Source organism: Paraburkholderia lebeckiae, from assembly GCF_050436225.1.
Lineage (GTDB): Bacteria > Pseudomonadota > Gammaproteobacteria > Burkholderiales > Burkholderiaceae > Paraburkholderia > Paraburkholderia tuberum.
In genome coordinates this window covers 432,654-457,855 of the sequence record NZ_JBNDLU010000002.1, presented here as the reverse complement: position 1 = coordinate 457,855, position 25,202 = coordinate 432,654, and the positions used below count along the sequence as shown (strand labels likewise).

The 25,202-nt window shown below is 59.4% G+C and carries 19 protein-coding genes, 2 tRNA genes and 2 pseudogenes; 16 read left to right on the top strand and 7 right to left on the bottom strand.

Annotation, left to right across the window (positions count from 1 at the left end; translation table 11 throughout):
* Window positions 1–141: 141 nt before the first annotated feature.
* Together OKW45_RS16805 and trmB are read left to right on the top strand one after the other, a co-directional pair.
* Window positions 142–215 (top strand) — tRNA-Gly (locus OKW45_RS16805).
* 126 nt (window positions 216–341) lie between these two features.
* Window positions 342–1,148: a tRNA (guanosine(46)-N7)-methyltransferase TrmB gene (gene trmB / locus OKW45_RS16800; RefSeq protein WP_429469968.1), complete on the top strand. Its 807-nt coding sequence runs from the start codon at window positions 342–344 to the stop codon at window positions 1,146–1,148.
* A 72-nt stretch (window positions 1,149–1,220) separates the two neighbouring features.
* Here the strand turns inward: trmB and OKW45_RS16795 are convergent, their stop codons facing one another.
* The 3 genes from OKW45_RS16795 to OKW45_RS16785 form a co-directional block, all read right to left on the bottom strand.
* Window positions 1,221–2,057: an undecaprenyl-diphosphate phosphatase gene (locus OKW45_RS16795; RefSeq protein ID WP_429469966.1), complete on the bottom strand. Its 837-nt coding sequence runs from the start codon at window positions 2,055–2,057 to the stop codon at window positions 1,221–1,223.
* 90 nt (window positions 2,058–2,147) lie between these two features.
* Window positions 2,148–2,741: a DUF1439 domain-containing protein gene (locus OKW45_RS16790; RefSeq protein WP_018421536.1), complete on the bottom strand. Its 594-nt coding sequence runs from the start codon at window positions 2,739–2,741 to the stop codon at window positions 2,148–2,150.
* A gap of 84 nt (window positions 2,742–2,825) precedes the next feature.
* Complete coding sequence (locus OKW45_RS16785) at window positions 2,826–3,101, bottom strand: YkgJ family cysteine cluster protein (RefSeq protein ID WP_018421537.1); 276 nt, start codon at window positions 3,099–3,101, stop codon at window positions 2,826–2,828.
* A 205-nt stretch (window positions 3,102–3,306) separates the two neighbouring features.
* Between OKW45_RS16785 and hemN the strand changes: the two genes are divergently transcribed.
* The 3 genes from hemN (at window position 3,307) to OKW45_RS16770 (ending at window position 6,322) form a co-directional block, all read left to right on the top strand.
* Window positions 3,307–4,692 (top strand): oxygen-independent coproporphyrinogen III oxidase, encoded by a 1,386-nt coding sequence (hemN, locus tag OKW45_RS16780; RefSeq protein WP_429469964.1) that lies wholly within the window; start codon window positions 3,307–3,309, stop codon window positions 4,690–4,692.
* Window positions 4,693–4,815: 123 nt separating this feature from the next.
* Window positions 4,816–4,900: transfer RNA gene (locus tag OKW45_RS16775), tRNA-Leu, on the top strand.
* Window positions 4,901–5,101: 201 nt separating this feature from the next.
* Window positions 5,102–6,322, top strand: a complete 1,221-nt coding sequence (locus OKW45_RS16770; RefSeq protein ID WP_429469962.1) for a tyrosine-type recombinase/integrase — start codon at window positions 5,102–5,104, stop codon at window positions 6,320–6,322.
* A 586-nt stretch (window positions 6,323–6,908) separates the two neighbouring features.
* Here the strand turns inward: OKW45_RS16770 and OKW45_RS16765 are convergent.
* A complete protein-coding gene (locus tag OKW45_RS16765; RefSeq protein ID WP_429469960.1) occupies window positions 6,909–7,511 on the bottom strand; it encodes an HD domain-containing protein in 603 nt (200 codons plus the stop codon).
* Between the two features lie 1,163 nt (window positions 7,512–8,674).
* On the opposite strand from OKW45_RS16765, the gene OKW45_RS16760 reads away from it, so the two are divergent.
* The 4 genes and pseudogenes from OKW45_RS16760 (at window position 8,675) to OKW45_RS16745 (ending at window position 14,075) form a co-directional block, all read left to right on the top strand.
* Entirely contained in the window at window positions 8,675–9,994 is a 1,320-nt protein-coding gene (locus tag OKW45_RS16760) for a Mur ligase family protein (RefSeq protein ID WP_429469958.1), read from the top strand.
* Between the two features lie 3 nt (window positions 9,995–9,997).
* On the top strand, window positions 9,998–11,047 hold the full coding sequence (locus OKW45_RS16755) for a D-alanyl-D-alanine carboxypeptidase family protein (protein WP_429469956.1): 1,050 nt from the start codon (window positions 9,998–10,000) through the stop codon (window positions 11,045–11,047).
* Window positions 11,048–11,446: 399 nt separating this feature from the next.
* On the top strand, window positions 11,447–12,502 hold the full coding sequence (locus tag OKW45_RS16750) for a hypothetical protein (RefSeq protein WP_429469954.1): 1,056 nt from the start codon (window positions 11,447–11,449) through the stop codon (window positions 12,500–12,502).
* 249 nt (window positions 12,503–12,751) lie between these two features.
* Window positions 12,752–14,075: pseudogene (locus OKW45_RS16745) on the top strand (IS5 family transposase).
* 76 nt (window positions 14,076–14,151) lie between these two features.
* Here the strand turns inward: OKW45_RS16745 and OKW45_RS16740 are convergent.
* Entirely contained in the window at window positions 14,152–14,325 is a 174-nt protein-coding gene (locus tag OKW45_RS16740) for a hypothetical protein (RefSeq protein ID WP_429469952.1), read from the bottom strand.
* Between OKW45_RS16740 and OKW45_RS16735 the strand changes: the two genes are divergently transcribed.
* From OKW45_RS16735 to OKW45_RS16710, 6 genes are all read left to right on the top strand, one after another.
* A complete protein-coding gene (locus OKW45_RS16735; RefSeq protein WP_429469950.1) occupies window positions 14,324–14,572 on the top strand; it encodes a hypothetical protein in 249 nt (82 codons plus the stop codon). The two genes, OKW45_RS16740 and OKW45_RS16735, sit on opposite strands and share 2 nt — an antisense overlap.
* A 1,132-nt stretch (window positions 14,573–15,704) precedes the next feature.
* Window positions 15,705–16,370, top strand: a complete 666-nt coding sequence (locus OKW45_RS16730; protein ID WP_113061945.1) for a cupin domain-containing protein — start codon at window positions 15,705–15,707, stop codon at window positions 16,368–16,370.
* A 2-nt stretch (window positions 16,371–16,372) separates the two neighbouring features.
* Window positions 16,373–17,779, top strand: a complete 1,407-nt coding sequence (locus tag OKW45_RS16725; protein WP_429469949.1) for a UDP-N-acetylmuramoyl-tripeptide--D-alanyl-D-alanine ligase — start codon at window positions 16,373–16,375, stop codon at window positions 17,777–17,779.
* A 111-nt stretch (window positions 17,780–17,890) separates the two neighbouring features.
* A complete protein-coding gene (locus OKW45_RS16720; RefSeq protein ID WP_429469947.1) occupies window positions 17,891–19,615 on the top strand; it encodes an AGE family epimerase/isomerase in 1,725 nt (574 codons plus the stop codon).
* Between the two features lie 59 nt (window positions 19,616–19,674).
* The gene (locus OKW45_RS16715) at window positions 19,675–20,745 is read left to right on the top strand and encodes an alpha/beta fold hydrolase (protein ID WP_429469945.1); all 1,071 of its coding nucleotides are present in this window, start codon (window positions 19,675–19,677) and stop codon (window positions 20,743–20,745) included.
* Between the two features lie 252 nt (window positions 20,746–20,997).
* Window positions 20,998–22,026, top strand: a complete 1,029-nt coding sequence (locus OKW45_RS16710) for a hypothetical protein (protein WP_429469944.1) — start codon at window positions 20,998–21,000, stop codon at window positions 22,024–22,026.
* An 850-nt stretch (window positions 22,027–22,876) separates the two neighbouring features.
* Here the strand turns inward: OKW45_RS16710 and OKW45_RS16705 are convergent.
* Window positions 22,877–23,086, bottom strand: coding sequence for a hypothetical protein (locus OKW45_RS16705; protein ID WP_429469942.1), 210 nt, complete (start codon window positions 23,084–23,086; stop codon window positions 22,877–22,879).
* Between the two features lie 68 nt (window positions 23,087–23,154).
* Here OKW45_RS16705 and OKW45_RS16700 point away from each other — a divergent pair.
* Window positions 23,155–24,714 (top strand): annotated as a pseudogene (locus tag OKW45_RS16700) (IS3 family transposase).
* On the opposite strand, the gene OKW45_RS16695 reads toward OKW45_RS16700, so the two are convergent.
* Window positions 24,606–25,202, bottom strand: coding sequence for a hypothetical protein (locus OKW45_RS16695; protein ID WP_429469940.1), 597 nt, complete (start codon window positions 25,200–25,202; stop codon window positions 24,606–24,608). The pseudogene OKW45_RS16700 and the gene OKW45_RS16695 sit on opposite strands and share 109 nt — an antisense overlap.

Below are 25,202 nucleotides of genomic sequence, written 5' to 3'. Positions count from 1 at the left end.
TTTGCGTTAACGGCAGGCGCAGACACAGTCTGAAGGCTCGCGCCGTTCGAACCGCAGAAGCGAAAAGACGGGTCGGCTGCTCGTGCGCGCGAACCATACCTCTGCCCAAACGGCTCAAAAGCCTGTAAAATCGCGAGTTCTGCGGGCGTCGTATAATGGTAATACCCTAGCTTCCCAAGCTAGAGCCGTGGGTTCGATTCCCATCGCCCGCTCCACTTGCCCGCTGAGTGTTCAGCGGAATCCAGCAAGAGCCGCCTCCCTGAAGGCGGCTTTTTTGTAGTGGCAACGGCCCGGCACAGCGCGCAAGCCGCGCAGCCCTCACCCTTGCAGCAGCATCGACGATGATCCACGATCCAAACGACTCCGGTCTCCCGGACTTCTCCCCGACCCCCACGAGCGCAGCCGACCAGCCCGCCGGCAACGAGACGAACGACGTCGACGGCACGCCGGGTGCAACGCCGGCAGATACGCTTCATCACCGCCGCATCCGCAGCTTCGTCACGCGCGCGGGTCGCGTGTCGACCGGCCAGCGCCGCGCGCTCGATGAGTTCGGCCCGCGCTTCGTCGTGCCCTATGCGCCACAACAACCCGACTGGACCGGCGTGTTCGGCCGCGAAGCGCCGCGCGTGCTGGAGATCGGCTTCGGCATGGGCGCCACCACCGCGGAGATCGCTGCGCACCGTCCCGCCGACGACTTCCTGGGCGTCGAAGTCCACGAGCCCGGCGTCGGCGCGTTGCTGAAGTTGATCGGCGAGCAGTCGCTGACGAACATCCGCATCATCCAGCACGACGCGGTCGAAGTGCTCGAGCACATGATCGCGCCCGACAGCCTCGACGGCGTGCACATCTTTTTCCCCGACCCGTGGCACAAGGCACGCCATCACAAGCGCCGGCTGATCCAGCCGAAGTTCGTCGCGCTGCTCGTGTCGCGTCTGAAGCCGGATGCGTATCTGCATTGCGCGACCGACTGGCAGAACTACGCCGAACAAATGCTCGAAGTGCTCGGCGCCGATCCCCGGCTCGAAAACACCGCCGACACCTACGCGCCGCGGCCCGACTATCGTCCGGTGACGAAGTTCGAGCGGCGCGGCCTGCGGCTCGGACACGGCGTGTGGGATCTCGTGTTCCGCAAGCGCGGCGCCGCGTAACGCGACGGGACGGCAAGCCAACGAAAAAAAGGTCCGCATACGCGGACCTTTTTTTCATCGCACGGTAAATTCTCAATCGGCCCAGCTCAACCCGCCGCTATAACCGATCAGCAGGATCAGCAGGCCAAAGCCGATCCGATACCACGCGAACACCGTGAAGTCGTGCGACGCGACATAGCGCAGCAGCCAGCGGATGCAGACGAACGCACTGACGAACGCGGCCGCGAAGCCGAGCGCGAAGCTGCCGAGCGCATCGGTGCTGAGCAGGTGCCAGTCCTTGTACAGCTCGTAGGCCGTCGCGCCGAAGATGATCGGAATCGCGAGAAAGAATGAAAACTCGGTCGCGGCGCGGCGCTCGATGCCGAACAGCATGCCGCCGATGATCGTCGAGCCCGAGCGCGAGGTCCCCGGAATCAGCGCGAAGCACTGCGCGAGGCCGACTTTCAACGCATCGAGCGGGCTCAGATCGTCGATGCTGCGCACCCGCACCGCCGCATCGCCGCGCGCGCGCTGACGCGCCTCCGCCCACAGGATCACGACGCCGCCCACGACCAGCGCAAACGCGACCGGTACCGGTGAAAACAGCGCCTCCTTGATCGACTTCTCGAACAGCAGGCCAAGCACGATTGCTGGAATCGTCGCAATGATTACGTTCAGCGCGAAGCGGCGCGCCTCGGGCTGGCTCGGCAGCCCCACGATCACGTTGCCGATGCGGCGGCGAAACTCCCAGCACACGGCGAGAATCGCGCCGAGCTGGATCACGACATCGAAGGTCTTCGCGTGCTCGTCGGAGAAATCCAGCAGACTGCCGACGACGATCAGATGCCCGGTGCTCGACACCGGCAGGAACTCCGTCAAACCCTCGACCACGCCGAGAATCAGCGCCTTGCAAGCCAGTAGCCAGTCCATCCGTGCCCCTTATCGCGGTAGGTTACTGCAACGAAATGGGGCCGCACGGTCATGACTGGCATGCGCGGCCCTCGTGGCCGCGCATGCCAGTCATCTTTCGACGATCTGCACGCGTATGCCGTTTGTAAGGATGGTGATTGTACCGGGTTCGTAGTTGGCGCCGGCAAATTGCAGCTGCTCGGGCTTGAACGTGTAGATCGGATAGTTGGTCAGCAATTGGGTCGCGAGCAGCGCCGCGGCCGCGTTGATCTGCTGCGTGTACATCTGCGCCTCGCCGCTCACACTGACGTTGTCGACACTCGGCGATTTGAGGATCACTGAACGGCTCGCCGCGTCGTATGCAAGTTCACTCGACAGCGTGAACACGCCATCGACCGGCTGCTGCAGGAACGGACTCGCGAAACGCGCGTCGAGCTTCACCTGCACGCGGTTCGCATCGGGCAGCATGCCCACCACCGGATTGCTCAGCGCGACGTCGAACACCTGCGACACCGTGCGCTGATACGGGAACTTGCGCTGCACGGCCTCCTGCACCTGCTTCTGCGAGAACGTGTAGTGCGACGGCATGAACGGAAACGTCGGGCTCGCGCAAGCCGCGAGCGACACAGTGATGCCAAGCACGCTGCAGCCGGTCAGCGCAGCGCGCAGAAAGCGGCGCCGGGCCGGCGCTGCGGGTCGAGTCATGCGAAATCTCCTGTGGAAGCCCTTGCGGACATCGGCTTGCGTTGACGGGTGTGGTCAGCGACGGCGTTTACCGCATGCCGCGCGTCATGGATGGGATGCCGGTTGTGTTTGCGCCTCGAGTCGCGTGAGCCACGCGAGCGCTTCGCCGCGATTCGCGCCACACATCTCGAGTTGCGGCTGCAGACCCGAGCAGCACGCGGGCCGCTCCGGCCGGCCGAAGATCGCGCAGCGCAGATCGTCACCGAGTTGCACGCAGCGAACGCCCGCCGGCTTGCCGTTCGGCATGCCTGGAATCGGGCTCGAAATCGACGGCGCGATACAGCACGCGCCGCAATCGGGACGGCACGCGTGAGCGTCCATCCGTGCACTGTTCAACCTTTGATCCACGTCATCTTTCCTGAACTCAAACCTTGGCAACGTGTTGCCAGACCCGCATTGTGCCACTGCCTGTCCGCGCGACCTCTTTACACAATCGGGTCCCGCGGGCACGCACGTAAGCTCAAAGCTGCTGACTGACCATGACACGCGGCACGCTGCGAGAGCCGCCCACCGTCCGATACCGCTCATGTCCCAAACCGACACCCTGTTCCGCCCCGACCTGCTCGCGCGCTACAGCGCGAATGGTCCCCGGTATACGTCCTATCCGACCGCGCCGCAGTTCCGCGAATCGTTCGACACCGCCGACTATCACCGCGCGGCCGCCGACCCGAGTTCCGCGTCGACCGATCTGTCTCTGTACTTCCACATTCCGTTTTGCGACACCGTGTGCTTCTACTGCGGCTGCAACAAGGTCGTGACGAAAAATCGCGCGCATGCGCGGCCATACCTTGAGCGGCTCAAACACGAAATCGGTTTGCAGGCGGCGTGTTTCGATACACAGCGGCCCGTATCGCAATTGCATTGGGGCGGCGGCACGCCGACGTTTTTGTCGCATGACGAGATGGCCGAGCTGATGGCCGCGACGCGCGAGCACTTCAAACTTCTGCCCGACGATCTAGCCGAATATTCGATCGAGGTCGATCCGCGCGAGGCGTCGCCCGACACGGTCGCGCTTCTGCGCCGCCTCGGCTTCAACCGGCTGAGCCTGGGCATGCAGGACTTCGATCCGCGCGTGCAGCAGGCGATCAATCGCATCCAGCCGTTCGAGATGACCGCATCGGTGATGCAGGCGGCGCGCGCGTACGGTTTTCATTCGATCGGCGTCGATCTGATTTACGGGCTGCCGCATCAAACCGTCGCGAGCTTCAGCCACACGCTCGACACGATGCTCGAACTGGCGCCGGACCGGCTGTCGGTGTTCGCGTATGCGCGCATGCCGCGGCTCTTCAAGATGCAGCGCCAGATGGATCCCGCAACGCTGCCGTCGAGCGAGGAGCGGCTGGCTCTGCTGCAACGGGTCGTCGAACGGCTGACTGAGGCGGGTTGTGTGTACATCGGCATGGATCACTTCGCGCTGCCCACCGACGAGCTCGCTCGCGCGCAGGCGCACCGCACGCTGCATCGCAATTTCCAGGGCTATAGCACGCGGGCCGAGTGCGATCTGATCGGTTTTGGCGCCTCGTCGATCGGCAAGGCCGGCGATGTGTACGCGCAGAACGCGCGAGGGCTGCCCGCCTACACCGACTCGATCGATGCGGGCCGGCTCGCGATCGCGCGCGGCATCCGCCTGTCCGCCGACGACCGTCTGCGGCGCGACGTGATCACGCAGCTGATGTGCAACCTCGAACTGCGCTTCGACGAATTCGAAGCGGCGTACGGCATCCACTTCGCCGACATGTTCGCGCCGGAACTGGAGCGTCTGCGTTCATTCGAGGACGACGGGCTGATCTCGCTCGGCGCACGCAAGCTCGAAGTGCGAATGGCCGGCCGCATGCTCGTGTGCAATCTCGCGATGGTATTTGACCGCTATCTGGGCGAGCAGACGCTCACACGATTCTCGCGCACGGTCTGAGCACCACTCGCCGCGAACGCGCTGTGGCAGGTGAAGGCACTTGACTTGCCCGTCTACCGATTTTCGGCCATAATCTGCGTCTTCCTCGCGCGCTGAACTCCCGGTGCGCGCGCTGCAGTATCTGCCCAGGTGGTGAAATTGGTAGACGCAGGGGACTCAAAATCCCCCGCCGCAAGGCGTGCCGGTTCGATTCCGGCCCTGGGCACCAAATACTCTCCAACCGATTTCAACGGTTCACTACGAAGCCCCGCCAGATAAAGCTGAGCGGGGCTTTTGTTTGCTATAGCCTCCAAAGGTTCACCACCGATTACAACCCCCATAAGGGGGTCGTTTCGGGGGTTTCCACGATTCAAGCGCCCGTCGGATGGAAAACGACCCCCGCAGCGGCGCGACAACCGGAGACGCAAACATGGCGCTGACCGATGCCACGATCCGTAACACGAAGCCAGGTGAAAAGCAGCAGAAGCGGTATGACGGCGGTGGCTTGCTGCTGCTGGTCACGCCAGCGGGCAGCAAACGATGGATTTTCAAATACCGTATCGCTGGAAAGGAAAAGAGCCTCGCGCTTGGCGTCTATCCAGACGTGCCCCTCGCCGATGCCCGCAAACGGCGGGACGACGCCCGCGAAAAACTGGCGGCAAACATTGATCCGGGGGAAGCCAAAAAGGCCGGGAAACGCGCCGCCCGCCTTGCTGCTGCCAATTCATTCGAAGCCGTCGCGCTCGCGTGGATGGAAGAGCGCGGTCAGTCTGTTGAGACCGGGCAGTATGAAAAGACGCTAGCGCGTTTCAAGAATGATGCGTTTCCCTGGCTTGGCAAGCGGCCCATCACCGACATTGATGCCCCCGAGATTCTGGCGGTCCTTAAGCGCGTGGATACCCGGGGCGCTCGCTTTACCGCTCACCGCCTGCGCAGCGAAATAAGCCGCATGTTCCGCTTCGCGATCAAGGAGGGCTATTGCAAAACCGATCCGACACGCGATCTGGTTGGGGCAATACCACCTGCACAAACAACGCATTTCGCCTCGATCACCGAGCCCGTCAAGGTCGCGGAGATGTTGCGGGCGTTCGATGCCTTTTCCGGCACGTTCCCGGTTTTGTGTGCGCTCAGGCTCGCGCCCATGCTGTTTGTGCGTCCCGGCGAACTGAGACAGGCTGAATGGGCGCAGATCGATCTGGACAAGGGGGAATGGCGCTACCGCGTCACGAAAACCAACACGGATCATCTTGTGCCACTGGCGGCACAGGCCGTCGCGATCCTGCGCGAACTGCGGGCGCTGACGGGTAGCGGCCGCTACGTGTTCCCCGGCGCACGCGATATCAAGCGCCCGATGAGTGAAGCGGCTATCAATGCCGCGCTTCGGCGGCTTGGCTACGATACGCGCACCGAGATAACCGGCCACGGTTTCCGGGCGATGGCGCGGACGATCCTGCACGAAGAACTGGAACACAAGCCGGAAGTGATCGAGCATCAACTCGCGCACGCTGTACCGGACAACCTTGGTTCGGCGTACAACCGCACAAAATTCATTCGCGAGCGCCGCGAGATGATGCAGGAGTGGGCCGATTACCTTGACCGAATCAAGGCCGGCGCCGAAGTCATTCCGATCAAAGGCGGGACGGTCGCCTGACTACTTCAGCGGGACAACCATTTGGAGCAGCGCCGCCCGATGATGGACGCATGGGCAGCGCATGTTCGGTCTTGCAGCTAAGCTGTCGTGCCAACTAGCACGCCAGCTTCACTCGCCAGAGTCACATTGTTTTCAGAGCGTTAGCGTCAAGACGCGGCCTCACGGCATGCACCCGGCCTTTGCCAAGCGCGACGAAATTTGGAACGGTGCAATCGGTTTCGGCGCTTGCCACGTGTTCACCGCACCGGCATACGAGATTGGGGCCTCGCCTACCTGTCATGCCGCAGCAGCCATGCGTTCGTTCAACCAGTTCCGTGACGCTCAACCCAATAACATCGTCCACCTGTACGAGCCAGCAACCGGTATAGGCTTTCCACACATCGCCGCGCTCCTTTATGGCGAAGCCCGCAGGAAAGCAGGGCTCGCCCCATTTCCACGACTCGCCGCCGCGTGTGGTGTAGTGCGCCATTCTCCCACGGTCAAAACACGTGTAACTGGCGCATCACACCGGTTGCAGCGGAAACAGATGATCTGCGCCCCCTGCTTTTTCTGGAATCTGGACAATGGGACACCTATGGATGGACGGTCAGCAACCGACGGGGCAGGCCCCGAGCGGTGAGCCATCAGGCGCACCCGTCAGTCCTTGCCGGCTGAAGTAATCATCGATCATCGTGCGTACGTCACTTCGGAGGCGTTCGTCGGCTCGCGTCAGCACGTCGAGCAGTAGCCGTTTCTCGCGCATGTAAATTGCTGCGAACTCCGAGTCGCGAACCTCAACTGTACGCAGGTTCGATATGAGGTCAGCCGCCTTGATCGTCTGCGCGTCTGCCGATGCGTGCGCTGTGTGCGCCCGGTCCAAGGCTTTGCGCGTGGCCCGGTCGCCGTCATCAGGTGTCGAGATTGCGGTCAGTTCGCCCACGAGCCGACCGACGCCAGTACCAAACTCCGTCTCGATCAATGACAGCGGAACAGCAGTGTCTTCGACCGTATCATGCAACCAGGCGGCAGCAACCATTTCCGCGGTCGCACCCTGAACTCCTGTTACCAGTTCGGCTACTTCGGCCAGATGGGTTGCATAAGGCTCGCCCGTATATTTGCGCCGCTGGTTTATGGCGGCATGCGCACCAAGCGCAAACGCCCGCGCGCGGCCTATCAGTGCGAAATCCTGGTCTTTGCAGCTTTCCTTCATCGTCATCTCCCGTCAAACCGCCATGTTTCGTCGTCTTGCCGCATGGACAAATCTCAACATCACGATGCAGATACGTGGCGTTTCCTGCGTAGCGGTGGCTACTCATGGAAGCGTGGAAGGCGCATAAGGCGCAGTCCGTTTCCAGGCACAATCGTTTCGTATGCCGTATCAGTCGTCGCGGTTATCCTCAAACACCGGAGAACTAAGGTCAAGGGTAATCAGCCATATCGGTCTTTCTGCCCGGCAGGTTGCGCGCCTGCCTGCCATTGACCATACGCACTCCCAGCCCGGCGCTTTCCAGCTCACCGTACAACGGCAATCAGTAAACGCCGGTTGCTTCGATCGCTACCGAATGCACGCGCTGTCCGAGCAGCCAGTCGCGCAATGCGTGTAGCTGTGACGTCACGGTACCGAACACTTCTGGCTTGTTACCCCGACCGGAACATACATCTGTTCACTGCCGACGTCCACGAACGCGGCCAGCGGATCCAGCAGGATGAGTTTTTGAGACTGACGAACCTCCGCATTTGAGAGTCACAATGCGCGGTGGACATGGTCCGGTCCCGTCACATGAAAAACAAATCTTTCCAGCGGGAAGCAACGCTCGCCAAAATGGGCGACTGATCGTGACAGAGCTATTCTTTCGTGCAGGCAATCGGATCGCTGTCCGATGCACCAGAGGGGACTCATCTACGCTGCCACGAACCACTGCGCGTTATTGGACGATAACCGATTCCCGGTTCATGGTCCGTGTGCCTTTTTTTGCAAAAACTGGAGGCTTTCGTCGAACGCCCCCAATTAGCCTCCTAATGTGACGCGCGTCCGCTGTTGATTCATGAAACCGGTAATTATTCTTGATCCTAAATAATATTTCCGGTGATTATGAGCCGTTTCGCATAATTGTTAATTAAAGTCAAATCACCCGCGTATCTGATTGCCATGCGGATTTCGTCATCGACAAGCGGATGAAAGCATTGTAAGGTGTGCGAATCTTTGAATCTACTGCATTGTTTTATATACCAACTGGCTGACTAAAATATGAGACTGCATGAAGAGTGTGCCTCCGACATGACTGCTGGCTGGTCTGCGACCGAACTCGCACAAGTGACTGGCGGCCGCTGGCTAATTGCGCCTCGGGAGAGCGACTGGCGAAGCCTAGGCATATGCGCGGAACCGAGCCAGTTCCGCAAAGGGCAGATGCTCCTGGCACCAGCCGGCCTTGTGGGCTTGAGACCAGCGGCGATAGAGCGCCTCGCGCCCAGAGCGTCCGGAATCGTGGCTCAGGCTGGCGAAGCAAACGCGTATGGGGATCAGTCCCTGCTCGAGGTGGCAGACCTGCGCGATGCTGTGGCGGCGCTAGGCACCGACGCCCGCAACCCTTCGAAGGAACGGTCCTTGCCGTGACAGGCAGCGTGGGAAAGACCTCCACTGTCGCGATGGCAGCCCACGCGCTGGCCGGCGCAGGAGCCAGCGATCGTAGCCGGACCAGTGCGAACTCTCCGTATGGGATTGGGTGGAACCTCGCCTCGATGGACCGGCACGCGAAGTTCTGGATACAGGAGGTGGCAGCAACGCGCATGGACGCCTGTAGCAGATTGACCAAACCCCATGTCGCGATTGTCACGGCCATAGCGCCCGCCCATGCCGCCCGCTTTGGCAGCACCGAACAGATCGCACGACAGAAGGCCTTGATCTATACGGGGATGGCGCCCGGAGGCATTGCCGTCATCAACGCTGACATGGCGGAATTTCCGATTTTCGAGTCGGCCGCCCTGGCAGCGCAGTTGCAGGTATTACGTTTCGGCAGTGCAAGCGATTGCCACGCTCGGCTGCTTGAAATGGCAGGAGCGACCGTTCAGGTGGAAATCTTCGGCGTGACGCATGTATTCGAGCTCGGCGCACCAGGCCGCCACATGGCGATGAATGCAACCGCCGTGCTGGCTGCCGTCGCCGCCTTGGGCCTACCAGTGTCGCCGGCAGCGCGACAGCTCGGGAGCTTCGTGCCGCTGCGGGGACGCGGACAACGCAACAATGTGAACTACGCGAATCGGCGAATAGAGGTTTGGGACGAGTCGTATAACGCCAATCCAGCTTCGATGCGTGCGGCACTCCGGGTGATGTTGGACGCTGGTCCCGATGCCGCTCCCCACGCTTCGCGCGTACTGATATTGGGCGACATGCTTGAACTCGGCGCTGATTCGCAGGCCATGCATCTCGCGCTCGAATCCGATGTGCGTGCATTGCACCCGGATCGGGTGCTGCTTTGTGGCCACCAAATGCGGATGCTATGGGAGCGACTGCAGGCGGATGTCAACGGTCAGTGGTTCACCGATATCGGTGCGCTAGTGCCGGCACTGCACCGCTGGATAAAGGAGAAGGACGTGGTTCTTGTCAAGGGCTCGAACAGCATTGGGTTGACCCAGGCGGTGAATCACTTGTTGAGCTCGCCTGCCCAGGTAACCCCGGTCAGGAGCAGTTCATAAGCCTTGGAAAACTGCTGGTCATGCCGAGGCCCACCCTCGCCTCGGTATGGGACCAGTGCTGCGCGGTCTCTACGGCCTCTCTGGTCAGGGGCGCGGCTCGCGGCCGCGCTGATTGCTAGCGGAGCAACGCCGCGAATTATTCGCACACAGATCAACCAACTCGACTCGATACAAGTTTGCAAGGAGAGTGCTATTCCGGCCCCACGTCCTTTCTTACGTTATTCGCCTCCCGAAATCGACGCTCAGAGCGCCATCAGCCTGAAAGCTGCAAAGGGAGAACAGGAAGAGCACGAACTGCTCTTCGACAAGTCGTCTGCTAGGTCTTTGCCGCCGGCCTCGCTGACGAAGCTGATGACAGCGGTCGTGATGCTCGACCTTATGCCAAGGTTCGGAAGATCTCTCACCGATTATCTAGACATCGACGAAGCGGACGTCGTTGGAGGATCGGGCATCAATGTCAAGCCAAGTGATAAGGTCGTGTTCCGCGATGCAATCGCCAATCTGATGCTCCCTTCATCCAACATCACTGCAAACGCAGTCGCACGAACATTTGGTCAATTGCTCCTCGACGTGGAGGGTAATTCAGGAACAGATGCGCGGGAACGGTTTGTCGTGGAGATGAATGCCAAGGCTGCAGAATTGGAGATGCGCCAAACACAGTTCAGAAATCCAAGTGGTCAGCCCGCCCGTGGGCAGCTGACGACGGCCGCGGATATGGCAAAGCTCATGCTGACGGTGGCGCGATATCCGGAAATCATGGCTTGCTGGGAAACGCCCACCCATGTCATGCAGGTGGCTGGGCCGGAACCTCGGGAACAGAAGATCAGTTCGACCGTCAGGGTCATTAACGACTACGACGTGTTAGGCGGAAAGACGGGAACCCTCCTGCCCGACTGCTACAACGTCGCTATCCTGTCGGAGGCGCCAAATGGCGATCCACTTGTTACGGTAATACTGCGCGCGCCCGATCAAATGTCGCTGTATACCGACCTGCGGTGCATTCTCGATGCGGTAAAGCGTAGCCGCGATTGGCCTCGCGGGACGCCAGGCTGACCCGCTCCGCCTGAAACGGTCCTTGGCCGCCTGAGTAGAGTGGACCCCGACATTGTCATTTCTTTGTTCTCGATTTCACGGGTGGGAGGCGTCAATTCCATTTGGACTAAACACGCGTTTGCACCATTGAGTACGCGCGTGCCAATCTCGAAGGCACAGAAAAGCTGGAATTTACTGTATCCACAGGTAATTACGCACGCTGTGTGTGGATTGCATCGGTGTTGGGGCGGCTGCACTATCGCCAGATGAAGCGTGCCAACCGTGACGGTCGAATTCGATTTCGAAGTGTTGTCTAACATTAAGGAGGACTGAAAACTGCTGATTATGATTTGCGAGCCCGAATCGGCGCTATGCCATCTAGATCAACCCGCCGATTGACTTAAATATTAAGTCATAAATTTGGAGATAATCCTTGAAAAGTGGAAAATTCCGTTTGCGACGTGTTTTGTTCTGATTTCCATATCAACAACAAACGCCCGCGAAAGTATTGTGCCATGTAAAGCTGAGACTCACGCTGAGCTTAATAAACTGGAAAGAAAATACGAATTAGACGGAATTCGCATATTCTATACCGAGCAAGCCCCAACCACGGGGGCGGATCATCGACTTCCCGCCGTATCCCTGCTGGATACTAACGGAAATGGCGTTTCAGATTTCATTGAAAACATAGCTAAACAAGCGGATGTCGCCCGCCGTGCATATAATCTCCTCGGTTTTCGCGATCCTCTCGATAGTGCAAAGTACCGAGCTGTTGAGAAGATAGACATCAATATTCTCAATATGGAGTACAACGGACTGGCCTATCATGTTCCTGTTTCGTATCCGACGGCACCCAATCGGGGAGATGATTGCACGTTACGTATAGACATCTCATCGCGACTGGAACTAACGCGTCCATTCACTACAGGCTGGAATGTGGCTCTGCATGAGATGTTCCATATTTTTCAGTATGGGCAAACAAATTTCAAAAGGTCTTGGGTTAATGAGCCTCTTGCAACTTGGGCAGAATTTGTCTTCCGCGTGAACGACTTCTTTCCTCTAGATGCGGCGTATTCACTCCCAACGATGAAAACCACATTCCAAAATGATATTATCGCAAACCCCAATAGTGCGATGGCGTATCGATTTTGGAGTCGATTGATAGATTTAATTGACGTGCCGGCGAATAATCTAAGACTGCCAGCCAGCCTACCAAATGAAAAATATACTGACGGGCAACCTGTATTCAAAGACCAAAGTTCACGTTGTGCCGCATTGGTTTCCAAGCTATATCAGTCGTTTGGTGCAGAAGACAACGTGGTTTCATATCAAAATGGTTTGAATCCGTATAATTGGCCTGCCGCAGACAAAACATCGCCTGCGCACGACGATCGCTTGCTAAGAACGATTCAAGAGGCTGTGAGGCATACTGGCATATCCAACCCGGAACTTAACTCCTTTCTGCAAATTCAGTAGAAATCGACTTGAATGTTTCTGGAGAGCTAGTTTCAGCTGTTTCGCAAGACGGAATTTCTGAACAGAATCCCCGGATCACGAAAGATCCGGGAAGCGATACACGTTGAGGAGTTGAGCGCGATAGTTAGTCGCCCCTGAATAATCTGCAGAGCCCTGTGCAGTGAGGCTTTGAGTCCGAAATGGTGTTGTGGGAATTGCAGGGGCCTGGCATATTGATGCGTGAATCCTGCAATTTCTGGCGAGGTACGGATGGGTCCGAAGACGCCTGTAATTGAGCGAGATTTCTTCCGGCAACCGCTGCGCGAGCAGATCAACCTGAAGCATCCCCTGGTGCGACTGGCCGACCTGATCAGCTGGGATCGGTTGAGTGTGTCGATGAGCGAGAGCTTCGCGTCGCGCAGGGGGCGACCGGCAACGTCGCCGCGCCTGATTGCCGGGCTGCTGTATCTGCAGCACGCGTTCGACCTGTCCGACGAAGAGGTGGTCTGGCAATGGGTGGAGAACCCGTACTGGCAGGTGTTCACCGGCGAAACCCATTTGCAGACCGAGCCGCCGATCGATCCGTCGAGCCTGACGCGCTGGCGCAAGCGGATTGGGGAAGTCGGCGTTGAAGAGCTGCTGGCCGAAACGATCGAAGCGGCCAAACGTGCCGGCGTGATCAAGGCCTCGAGCGTGAAGCGGGTGATTGTAGACACGACCGTCATGGAGAAGGCGATTGCGCATCCAACCGACTCACGATTGCTCGAGCGATGTCGCGAACATCTGGTGAAGGCCGCCGCACGGCACGGCCTGAAGCTGCGGCAGAACTACAATCGCGAGGCGCCGCGTCTGGCGGCTGCAGATTGGCCGCTACGCTCACGCGAAGCAGTACAAGCGCATGCGGAAGGTACTGCGTACGCTGCGTTCGCGCGTTGGAAGGGTGATGCGTGATGTGGAGCGACAGGTCACCCAGGTGGCAGACTCAGGCCGTGCGGCCCTGCTGGAGCTGATTGGCCGGACGAAGCGCATCCTGGCGCAAAAGGCGAAGGACAAGAACAAGCTTTATGCGCTGCATGCACCGGAAGTCGAATGTCTGGCCAAGGGCAAGGCGCGCACGCCGTATGAATTCGGCGTGAAAGTGTCGATCACGACGACACACAAGGAAGGACTGGTAGTTGGGATGCGCTCGATGCCGGGCAATCCGTACGACGGTCACACGCTGGCTGAAGCGCTGGAGCAGGCGGCAATCCTGAGCGACGCTACGCCGGAAGTCGCCATCGTCGACCGTGGATACAAGGGTGTCGCCATCGACGGCGTGAAGATCTACCACCCGGGTTTGCGGCGTTGCATTACGCGCGGACTACGTGCGATGATCAGGCGGCGCAGCGCCATCGAACCAGCCATCGGTCACATGAAAACGGATGGAAAACTCGATCGGAACTGGGTAAAAGGCGCCTTGGGCGATGCGATGCACGCGGTGCTGTGCGGCGCCGGTCACAACCTGAGGATGATCCTCAGGAAACTGAGGCTTTTTTACGCCCTCGTTCTTATCGCTTTGCTCAACCATACCGTTGCCGCCGTGCCAACAGCATGAGCTCAGCGGCCGACAAAACGAATTGTTCAGGGTCGACTAGTTATCGTTGGCACCAGCTTGGCGTTCTGATGACCATTCATGCTGCCTTGGGCGGGGCGGGCGCGTCCTCGGGGCCAAGGTAGTAGGCTTCGTACTCGGGATTCTGCAGTTGCGGCATCTCGTCCCTGCATGTCTGGGCGAGGAACGCCCCGAGCTGCTGCTGTGCCTCGCACATTTCCCGCTCGTAACGGTAATAATGATAGTTCCGCATGAGCTCGTGGTTTACCAGCTTCCCGAAATGGTCGAGTGACGTTCCGAACTACGACACGCAGGCGTCAGTCGTCATTGTCGTCCGGTTTCCTGAGCCGCCTGAGCCATTCAACGAGCTTCAGGGAACTATTGATATCCGACTCCTTATCCCGGTGCGTTTCCCAGCGGTCGATGATGTCGTGAAGATCGAACCCATATTTCCTTTCAAGTTCTTCGAGCGTTGCGCATGTTGTGAAATCACCGTATAGCAACTCCAGTTCACGGATGCCCACGCGTGCGCGAGTGCCTGGGCATACTTCCAGCGCAACTGGTGGCGCTCGATGACGCGAGCTAACGTATGGCGCAACCTTTCGCGGTCCATGTTGAGGGACTCAGCTACGCTGCCACGAACCACTGCGCGTTATTGGACGATAACCGATTCCCGGTTCATGGTCCGTGTGCCTTTTTTTTGCAAAAACTGGAGGCTTTCGTCGAACGCCCCCAATTAGCCTCCCAATGTGACGCGTATCCGCTGTTGATTCATGAAGCCGATAATCATTCGTGGTGCTAAATAATATTTACGGTGATTATGAGCCGTTTCGCATAGCTATCCTGATCGGTTTATAGGACCAGTATGATTCAATGTCAAATCTGATTGAGAAGGATTGCGAACGTCTGCCGGAGTGAGATAAGCTTTCGCGAAATCTTCCTGTTGCCGTGGCAATAATCGATTTGGGCGCGTCTATCAGGGGCTGCCAGAAGGGGCCCCCGTTGCTTTGGAGAACTGCAAAACATGCTGTCAGTGAAAAAAATTCTGGCACGGCTCTCACAGGATGAGGCTGCGAGAAGTCGCGAACACTTTGAAGATATCCGGCCGGGTGGCGATGCGCGCCGTCCGCTGTGCGTGCGTATCCCTGCCACCGTCATGATGGCTGTGATGTGCTCGCGCCAGTCGTGCTGCTTGCTGATCAGGTCACACATGCCGCGTCGATCATCGATCCGCGTGCGCCCGTTGCATTGCAGCCGAATTCGCGAGCGCGGGTCTTGCGATTACCCACAATTTTTGACGCTCCCATCTGCTCTGTTAGCCGAACGCCCATTCTGCTAACTTCGTTGAACATACATACGATGGTAGCGAGGGATGGCAAAAGGAGAGGGCCCGGTTTTCATATATTCGAAAGCCCATCTTTTTGTACGTACAGTAAGCATCGCTACGTCGCCACAATGGAACCCAGAATCAAGCGATATCGCTTCGGATGCAAAGGGGAATCAATCGAGCGCCGCGCTGGCGACGCTGCTGAGTCGGGGAAGGTCGCACAACGCTATGCCTCATCGCTGCGTGCACCGATGTTGGGGCGCCGTCCTCACCGCCAATTGGAAACCGTGGAATCAGGAAAGCCTATGAAGCAGTCAAGAGATGTCATGTTCGCGCGTCTGAAAAATTTCAAGACGGACCCTGAGGCGCTGCGTACGCTTTTCATCGAGCGCATCCAGAAGATGCCTTCGACACCGTACCGCGACAACAGGGTCGACTACGTGGGCTGGGCAGTGACCAGCCGCGATGGAGCGATGGACGACGGTATCCGGCGTATTGCGCCAGGAGGCCCCAGCGTGCGTGGCGTGACGCCCACCGCGGCTTGCAGCGGCTGCCTGATGCATGTCATTGATACTTTGAACCGCGGGGGGCTTAAGCCCTATCGGGCGCGCATCATGCAGTTGGAAAGCGAGGGCGCGGAGATGCCGCTACACAAAGATGCGAACGCGGAAACTTGGCGCTTGCATGTCCCCATCATTACCAACCCTAACTGCTTCTTCGAGTGGCAGCGCGCCGACGGCAGCATCGAGAGCGTTCATCTGCCTGCAGACGGATCTGCCTTTCTGGTGCGGGTGGACGTGAACCATCGAGCTGTCAATCGCAGCAACGAAGCATCGCAACGAGTGCATCTGCTGATGGGCCTAGGCGAGAATCCGGCGTTCGAGATGCTCGCCGAACCCCGACTACCGGTCACGCGCGCAGACAAACCCGCCGTGGACCTGAGTCTCTTCACCCGTTCGATGGATGGCTGAGGATGCACATTCAAAATGGCTGGAACGCCGACGAACTCGCCCGAGTCACGCAAGGGCGCTGGAGAACAGCTCCGCCTTCCGCTGAATGGCGATGCGACGGCATCTGCGCAGAACAGGGCCAGTTCCGCAAAACGCAGATGTTGCTCGCGCGGGCCGGGGCCTCGGGTCTGCGGCCTCACGTACTCGAGCGGCTGATGGCAAGGGCTGCGGGCAGCATTGCGCAAACCGGCGAAGCCCAAGCCCATTGGGGCGGTCCGCTGTTGGAAGTGAAAGATCTGAACGAAGCAGTAGCAGCACTGGCGCGCGACAGCCGCAGACGCTTCAGGGGGCAGGTCATCGCCGTGACGGGCAGCGTAGGCAAGACGTCCACGGTCGCGATGGCCGCCCATGCGCTGAGCGGTGTGGGCCCGAGCGATTGCAGTCAAACGACTGCGAACTCGCTCTTCGGAATCGGGTGGAATATCGCTTCGATGAACCGGAACGCCAGCTTCTGGGTTCAGGAGGTAGCGTTCGCGCGCATGGAAGCATGCAGTGCGCTGATTCAGGCTCATGTAGCCATCGTCACGGCTATTGCACCCGCCCACGTGGCGCGCGTTGGCGACACAGCCGAGATCGCACGGCAGAAGGCTCTGGTTTACACCGGCATGGCCCCTGGGGGCATTGCGGTGATCAATGCCGACATGCCAGAGTTCCCGATCTTCGAGTCCAGCGCCCAAGCGGCGAGACTTCGCGTTGTGCGGTTTGGAAGTACCAAGGACTGCGATGTGCGGTTGATCCGCATTGAGGGCTCAACAGTCGGCGTCGACGTCTTCGGGGAGGTTCATAACTTCGAACTCGGTGCCGCCGGCCGGCACATGGCGATGAACGCGACAGCGGTGCTGGCGTCAACTGCCGCGATGGGCCTGCCCACGTCGTCGGTGGCGCGGCAACTCGCCAGTTTCAAGCCCTTGCCCGGACGCGGTCGGCGCGTGCGCACAGTTCATGCGAACGGGAACATTGAGGTTTGGGACGAGGCGTACAACGCCAATCCTGCGTCGATGCGTGCCGCGCTGCAGGTACTCTCGGACGCCGCCCCCAAAGAAGTGCCTTACGCTTCACGAGTTCTGGTGCTGGGCGACATGCTTGAACTCGGCAAGGATGCGGAGGCGATGCATCTGGCCCTGGAGGCCGACGTGCGCGCAGCGCGCCCCGACCGGGTCTTGCTGTGTGGAAAGCTGACGCACGCTCTGTCCAGGCGGCTGCATGGGGACATCAAGGGGCAGTGGTTCGAGGACGTAGACGCCCTGCTGGCGGCATTGGATGCATGGATGAAGGACGGCGACGTGGTGCTGGTCAAGAGCTCCCACGGCATCGGCCTCACGCAAGTCGTCACTCGCCTGCTGCGGCCGGTGCCGGCCGCAGCAGCATGATCGCGCTTCCGCGTTTGAGCCACCTTCTCAGCCTTGGCTTCGATTGCTTCCGCACGCTGTTGTGCGATGGGCCGAGTACGCATTACGTCCAGTGGTAAGGAGAATAGTTTCATGAGACTGAGCCAGTTGCTGGCTATCGCGCGGCCGGCCGCCGTCGATATCTGGGAAGAATGCCGTGCGGCGTCGCCGGACGCCGAAAGTAAGCCGGGTGTACTTTTCCTCTCCGCCTGTACAGGCAAGGATCGGGCACATGTCGTTGTCGCGCGCAACAAGGAGTTCGACTCCGCCTGGCGACGTGGCGCCCAGTTGTTGAACGCATGGCAACGCCATGACGCCACGTTGTCAGTGCTCTGGCTGCGCGTAGATGTGGTTCACACGGTGCACGAGATGACCTGGGAGACCTTGGCGCAAGGCCTTGCCGCCACCAAGCGCAACTATTTTCGCTTCGGGATTGCCTTCGACCAGGCATTTTCGGTGGCGATGCTTGAGCCCGAGATCGGCGCCAATGCGGTGCTGTACGATGGGACCAAGAACGAAGCAACGCCGAATGAGACCAATCTCAAGCGCTATGGCCAGCGTCGATTCGGACATGAACTGAAATGGCCCACACAGCCACAAGATTCCGTGTGGCTCTTCGAAACCCGAACTGTCTTCACTGACGGCAAGGCAGTGCATCGCGTGGAGCACGAGGGGCGAAACCGTGGTCATCGCATGTTGCCGGCGTGGGATCCGACGTACGTGCGAGAGGTGATTGCCACGAGCACAGGGTACCTGGCACGACAGGTCACTTCATCGGGCAAGTACCACTACGGATGGTTTCCCTGCTTCGATCGTGCCATTCCTACGTACAACACTTTGCGGCATGCCAGTTCGACCTATGCCATGCTCGAAGGATGGGAGCTTACAGGCGACCCTCAACACAAGACAGCCATCGACAAGGCGCTGGCCCATCTGACTGAGCACTTCATACATCACGTGACGCTTCCTTCGGGCACGCAGGCAGCGTTCCTCGTGGATACGGGAGACGAAATCAAGCTCGGCGGTAACGCGGTTTGCGTGCTGGCGCTGTCGAAGTACACCGAGCTCACCGGCGACACTAGGTACGTGCCGCTGCTCGAGCAATTGGCGCTCGGCATCCTCCACATGCAAAACCCGTCGACCGGGCGCTTCGTGCATGTGCTTCACTATCCAGATCTAGGCGTCAAGGAAGAAAGCCGAATCATCTACTACGATGGTGAAGCCGCCTTCGGCCTGATGCGGCTGTACGGTCTGACGAAGGATCCAAGATGGCTCCAGGCGGTGGAGCGGGCCGTTGGCTATTTCATCGAAGCCACGCACTGGAAGGCGCATGACCACTGGCTGAGCTATTGCGTCAACGAACTCACGCTCTACAAGCCGGAGGAGCGTTACTTCCGCTTCGGCCTGGACAACGTGCGAGATCACCTCGACTTCGTGCTAGAGCGCATCACTACCTTTCCCACCTTGCTGGAATTGATGATGGCGGCCGAAAGAATGATCACACGCCTGCAGTCCACGCCGGAACTCTCACATCTGCTGGAAGGCTTCGATCTTGACAAGTTCTATAAAGCCCTCGAACAGCGCGCCAGGTATCTGATGACCGGTCACTTTTTCCCGGAACTGGCCATGTTTTTCAAGAACCCCGCCCGGGTGGTGGGCAGCTTCTTCATTCGACACCACGGGTTCCGGGTGCGCATCGACGACGTGGAGCACTACCTGTCCGGCTTCGTGGCGTATCTGAAGTATCTCAACGAACAGCAGACTTCGGCACCAAGGCACGTCCCCCGCGACGCTGGCGACATGCGGTCTGCCGCTTGAGCATGAGGTTCACGCTCCCGTCGACCGAATGAAGCGCAGAAGTCTTTGCATCGATATTTATGCGTTCAATCAGAATTTATATGCATCGGAAGTGGCGCGTCGCGCGCTGGAGGTTTTCCAAATTCGTCTTCGTTGCCTTTGGGATCGGGGGACTGTCAGCAGGCAGTCACCGCGATGAAAATCTTCTCGGTCCCTTTGAGAAACCACAACCCCAGGAATTGCGCATCACGCGTGAGAGAGATCGCTTTGATGAGAAGGAGGCGCTCAACGGCGCTTTGAGCTCTCCTGAGCACTGCGCTCGCGTGCCCAACGGGTTGTGGATCGAAGTGAACGGCAGCGGCGAATGCATCAGGTATTACACCCACGGATTTGCCGATGGCGAGAACTCCGTCGCGTTGGTCTACTTCAGTGGTGACGTCATGCTCAGAACCTCGAAAGGCGCCAGGCACATTAGCCGGGCTTACGTGGCCGCCTCGCCGATGAAGATCGAAAAGGACCTGGCGGCGTGGTCAGCCGAGGCACAGCGCCCCGTGATTTTTCTTGCTCGCCCAGGCATCTATGGCTCCTCGGGCGACCACAACCTCAGGCGCAGGCCGCGCGAGATCGAGTTGATGAGCCGTGCACTGGACATTCTGAAGGAGGACTTCAAGGTCTCCTCGTTCATCCTGGCTGGCCACTCCGGGGGCGGTCAGATCGCGGCCGCTTTGCTCAACAAGCGATCGGATATCGAGGCCGCCGTATTCTCTTCCGGCCTCGTTTCTGTCAAACAGGTGAGCGCCTATTGGGAGTACCGGCGCGAGATTCCTGGCAAGCTTCTTGACGATGCCACAACCTACTATGACCCCGTCGACGAGATTAGCAATATCCGGCGAGAGCCAATGCCGGGCATCTACGTGATCTCGGATCCGGAGGATCGCAGCGTTCCGTTTTACAGTCAGCTGTACTACGTGCGTCGATTGCGCTCTATCGGGCTGAACCCGCGCCACATCTATGCCCATGCTGCGCCGCCTCTGCATCATTTGCTGGCCGAACATGCCAAGCGAGCGGCATCTTTGCTCGCCCAGGGGCAGTCGGAGAAGGATGTGCGCCGGGCGCTGCAGGAAATTGACTTGTTGCGGGTCAACCCGTAGTCCCCACGTCATGTATACGAACTGCTCGGATCTGGATATCGACGCGAGCAGTATGGCACGCGACAGTTGCACAAGACATCGCCTCCTCGACTCGGAAATCAACCTAGGGTGAGTCAGGAATCGTCACTCCGACTCACCGTTCTATCCTTAGGCACACACACACTCTTTCAGTAGCACGCGGCGAGTGAAATTGACACGTCTCTCGTCTTCATTAACGTTCCAGAAGATCGAACCAAAATAAGGAGCTCATTAATGCCGTTTGAAAGAAAAAGTCCGAAAGCAGCCTTCGCCCTGTTTATTGGGGGTTTATTTCTCACCGAGGGCGTCCATTCCGAGTCAATAAACCCATGCCCAATCAATCGGATGTCGACGGGTTTTATACCGTCCCTCACGGAAAAATATGAGCTAGAGGGAAGTGGCATAAGAGTATTCTATACACATAGCGGCGATAATCAGCTCGTCGATCAAACGGATTCCAATTCTAACGGGGTGCCCGATTACGTTGAAAACGTAGCGCGCCAGGCAGATGCGGCCAGAAAAGCATTCAATCTTCTGGGATTTCGTGATCCTCTTGAGAGCGCACGCTATCGAGGCGCTTCATACATTGACATAAACGTGGGAAATATGTCCGGGAATGGACTAGCCTACAGCGAACCAGCCAGCTATTCGGCAGTCCCCCAAAGGGGCGATGCATGTTCGATAAGACTTGATATTTCCGACCGATTGGATAAATTCCCAGGGTCATGGAGCGTTGTTTCCCATGAGTTGTTTCATCTATACCAGTACGGATACATGGAGTTCAAGAGGCCGTGGCTGCTTGAGCCGACCGCCAATTGGGCAGAACGGGTGATTCGAACGGGATCTCTGCATCCGGCTCCAGGTCTGGCACAACCGCTTCCCGCGTCCATGGCAGAAATGCAGTCGCAAGTGTTTGCGCAAAGCTTTCCTTATGATTTTTGGAGCCGACTAGCGAGCTTTATGGATGAGGCCGATGAGGTCATGCATCTTCCGAATGCTCTCCGATATGCTACGTATACAGACGGCACTTCAATATTCAAGGATGATTACGTTCGAGGGTTCGCCTTTTTGAGCGCTGTTTTGCAGTCCCTTGAGGCTGAAAGTACTGTCGTGTCAAGCCTGAATGGTTGGCCTCCTTATCAATGGGGTGAAAATCAGTCGAGCGCGTCGCACGATGCGCGGATACTTAAAGTCATACAACGTGCAGTTCGTCGCACTGGAGTCAGAAATTCCGAAATCGATGCGTTTCTGGCGATTGAGTGAGTTTTTTATTCTATCTTCCGCGCGTAGTTATCAATCTACGCGCGGAAGCTGTCGCGCTGGCGTTGGATCCGCTCGTAGCAGACGACCGCGCCACGCGCGAACAGAAGTACTTCGACGGTCGCGCAGGCTGAGTTGAAATGGGGTTATAGGCCGGAAACCATCTCAGATCGTCAATGTCGCCGGCGGCGTCGAAGGACATAGTAAAGGTGCGCCGCAACGAATTGACGGACGCGTCTCCAGAGCGGCTCATAAGGCGGTCAAACCGGGATGGCGAAAGCCACGCAAGTTCCACCAGCAATGGCCACGTCGAGCCGGTAGCGCGCCTCGGTCATCCAGCAAAGCGACGCTGGGATCAGTCGCTAGGACGCGATGCGCAATACCGCCTCACACGGCTCGGCCCAGCTCGCAGCAAGCAGGAAGAGCGGCGCCGCGCGCGCATCGGCATAGTCCGAACGGAACGGAGCTTAGCGGCGCACCCGGCCAGTTTTGCCCAGAGCGGTGCGAGCCAGGTGGCGAGCGATATGTAAGCACCTGATTTGCACCGTAGTGACAGCGTATTGTTCCGTCTTTATTTGATGGTGCATGGTGGCTCCATTATATTTGGATGGCAATCCGGTTCTATGGCCGTGCATTCATACGTATATCCCTGTATCGGTCCTTTCCAGTCTAAAAGAGGGGCACCGTACTCGAATAATTTCCGAATTATTGCCGCTGCTTGCGGGAGGGGTATTTCGACAGATGTTCCCGGCACTCACTCAGCAGTTCATTCACGCGCCGCCGTTCGTCGCGCCAGTACGCCGAGCGCATTCCATGTTTCAGCGCATTGAGCTTCGCCGCAGCCTTCCCCGCGTCAGTCGCCGGTCCCGTTGATCTTTCCCACGGCTTCCAGCGCCGGATTGCTTCGGCCTGCTTTACCCGCTGCTCCGCCGTCCAGTGTCGTCCCATGATCGTCCGTTAATAGTCCGTTCGCCGCTTCGCCGCTTTTCCCACGCGCGCGAGGTTCGGGCGCGGCCCCGTTGTTCACCTGTTGCGGCCCGTTCGCGATGTTCGCCTGCTTCACGCCCCCCGCGTCACAATGGTTGTCGCCTGGATAAAATTGGAATCTGGGGGCGATAAAGAGAGAACAAGGTGGCGCGTTACGGAAAGACATTCAAGGACAGAGCGGTGGCGCGGTTGCTGCCGCCGGAGAGCGCATCGGTGGAAGAGGTTGCGCGAGAGATCGGTGTGGGCGCGCAGACGCTGGAGCGCTGGCGCAGTGATGCGCTGTCCATGCCCGCTCGCGAGCGGGCATGGACAGCGGCCGCCCGTTTCGAGGCGGTGTTGAACACGGCGGCGATGGACGAGACGGCGCGCAATGCATGGTGCCGCGAGCATGGCGTGTATCCGCAGGTTCTGGCGCAGTGGCGGCAAGCGGCCACGCAGGCGCTGGCCGAGCCCGAAGAAGCCCGCGCGAGCCCGCGGCAGACGAAGCAGGATCAGCGCCGCATCAAGGAGCTCGAACGCGACCTGCGGCGCAAGGAGAAGGCGCTGGCTGAGACAGCAGCGCTGCTGGTACTGTCAAAAAAAGTCGCGGCGATCTTCAACACGGACAAGGGCGAGGACGAATGATCGGCCTCGAGGATCGCCAGCGGCTGGCCCGGGAAATCGAATCGGCCAATCGGGCTGGCGCACGGTTGCGTCTGGCCTGCGAGGTCGCCGGAATCGATGTGCGAACGCTGGAAGGCCCATCAGGGGCTCGTCAAGGGCGACGCCAGGCCCGGCGCGATGCGCCCACTGCCCGCGCACACCCTGAGCCCGCAGGAGCGGGCAAACGTGCTGCGCATAGCCAACGAGCCACGCTTTGCCGACATGCCACCGGCGCGTATCGTGCCGATGCTGGCTGACGAAGGCGTGTACATCGCCAGCGAATCGACCTTTGCGCGCGTGCTGCGCGAGCATGGGCAGATGACGCGCCGTGGTCGTGCCAGAACGCCTTCGAGCGCCCGGCCGCCGACCACGCACGTCGCAACGGCGCCGCTCCAGGTGTGGTGCTGGGACATGACGTTTCTGCCGGCAACGGTAACAGGTCGATGGTTCCACCTGTACCTGATCCTGGACCTGTATAGCCGCAAGATTGTCGGCTGGGAGGTGCACGACAGCGACGCGGCCGAACACGCTGCTCATCTCGTGCGTCGTACGGCGCTCTCCGAAGGCATTGCCGTCCTTGAGACCCGGCCGGTGCTGCACGGCGATAACGGTGCGACGCTCAAGGCCACGACCGTGCTGGCGATGCTCCACTGGCTGGGTGTCAAGCCGTCGTACTCACGCCCCCGTGTCAGCGACGACAACGCCTACGCCGAGGCGCTGTTCCGAACCGCGAAGTACCGGCCGGAGTTTCCGGTCACAGGCTTCGAGGACCTGAACGCTGCTCGCAACTGGGCTGCCGGCTTCGTGCAGTGGTACAACTTCGAGCATCGTCATAGCGGCATCCGCTACGTGACGCCTGCGCAGCGTCATGCCGGCGACGATCGTGCGCTTCTCGCGGCACGTCACGCACTGTACGTGAAGGCGCGCGCATGCAATCCGGCCCGCTGGTCGTGTCACACGCGCAACTGGACACCGGTTGGTGCCGTGACGCTTAACCCCGAACGTGACTCAGTCGTTGAGATGGCGTCGATCGGCGCAAATAAACAGCCTCTGGCTGCATGAGTGAGGCGACAACCTGCTTGACGCGCGCCGACGAACGCGAGCGGACGCGGGTTCTTTATCTCGGCTAGCGCTTCGAGCGTCGCACGGCATTGCGCCTGCGCCTTCAGCGCTAGCGACAAATGCGCCTGCATCTGGTTCAGATACTCGCTGAACGCCGCCTTGCGCGCGAACTGGTTAAAGATCATGTCGAGCGTGTTGGCCTGCGTGACGAGCAGGGCTTCCACGCCGGACAGGTCACCCGCCCGGACCGCAGCGGCCTGTCTGTTCAGTTCAGCCAGGTAAGCTGTCAGGTCAAGCTCGGCCCCGAACACCGGCTCCGCGTACTTGCGCCCGGTCACGGCTCCGCGCACGACCGGACTAGACGCGATCAGCGCCCCGCGCTTTACCGGGTCGTCGTACTGCTCGCCCGACAGCCCCAGAGCCTCCGGGTTGCGCTTTGGTGGCGGCGCGCTGGCCGCCTCCTTTGTCGCCTTCCTTTTCGTTGCCAC

What these genes read in the sequence shown, in the direction of transcription:
- hemN (WP_429469964.1), top strand. Translation starts at nt 3,307, where the DNA reads ATGTCCCAAACCGACACCCTGTTCCGCCCCGACCTGCTCGCGCGCTAC.
- trmB (WP_429469968.1), top strand. Translation starts at nt 342, where the DNA reads ATGATCCACGATCCAAACGACTCCGGTCTCCCGGACTTCTCCCCGACC.
- OKW45_RS16730 (WP_113061945.1), top strand. Translation starts at nt 15,705, where the DNA reads ATGAAGCAGTCAAGAGATGTCATGTTCGCGCGTCTGAAAAATTTCAAG.
- OKW45_RS16725 (WP_429469949.1), top strand. Translation starts at nt 16,373, where the DNA reads ATGCACATTCAAAATGGCTGGAACGCCGACGAACTCGCCCGAGTCACG.
- OKW45_RS16795 (WP_429469966.1), bottom strand. Translation starts at nt 2,057, where the DNA reads ATGGACTGGCTACTGGCTTGCAAGGCGCTGATTCTCGGCGTGGTCGAG.
- OKW45_RS16720 (WP_429469947.1), top strand. Translation starts at nt 17,891, where the DNA reads ATGAGACTGAGCCAGTTGCTGGCTATCGCGCGGCCGGCCGCCGTCGAT.
- OKW45_RS16760 (WP_429469958.1), top strand. Translation starts at nt 8,675, where the DNA reads ATGCGCGGAACCGAGCCAGTTCCGCAAAGGGCAGATGCTCCTGGCACC.
- OKW45_RS16715 (WP_429469945.1), top strand. Translation starts at nt 19,675, where the DNA reads ATGCGTTCAATCAGAATTTATATGCATCGGAAGTGGCGCGTCGCGCGC.
- OKW45_RS16785 (WP_018421537.1), bottom strand. Translation starts at nt 3,101, where the DNA reads ATGGACGCTCACGCGTGCCGTCCCGATTGCGGCGCGTGCTGTATCGCG.
- OKW45_RS16770 (WP_429469962.1), top strand. Translation starts at nt 5,102, where the DNA reads ATGGCGCTGACCGATGCCACGATCCGTAACACGAAGCCAGGTGAAAAG.
- OKW45_RS16790 (WP_018421536.1), bottom strand. Translation starts at nt 2,741, where the DNA reads ATGACTCGACCCGCAGCGCCGGCCCGGCGCCGCTTTCTGCGCGCTGCG.
- OKW45_RS16740 (WP_429469952.1), bottom strand. Translation starts at nt 14,325, where the DNA reads ATGCGGAACTATCATTATTACCGTTACGAGCGGGAAATGTGCGAGGCA.
- OKW45_RS16735 (WP_429469950.1), top strand. Translation starts at nt 14,324, where the DNA reads ATGAGCTCGTGGTTTACCAGCTTCCCGAAATGGTCGAGTGACGTTCCG.
- OKW45_RS16710 (WP_429469944.1), top strand. Translation starts at nt 20,998, where the DNA reads ATGCCGTTTGAAAGAAAAAGTCCGAAAGCAGCCTTCGCCCTGTTTATT.
- OKW45_RS16765 (WP_429469960.1), bottom strand. Translation starts at nt 7,511, where the DNA reads ATGAAGGAAAGCTGCAAAGACCAGGATTTCGCACTGATAGGCCGCGCG.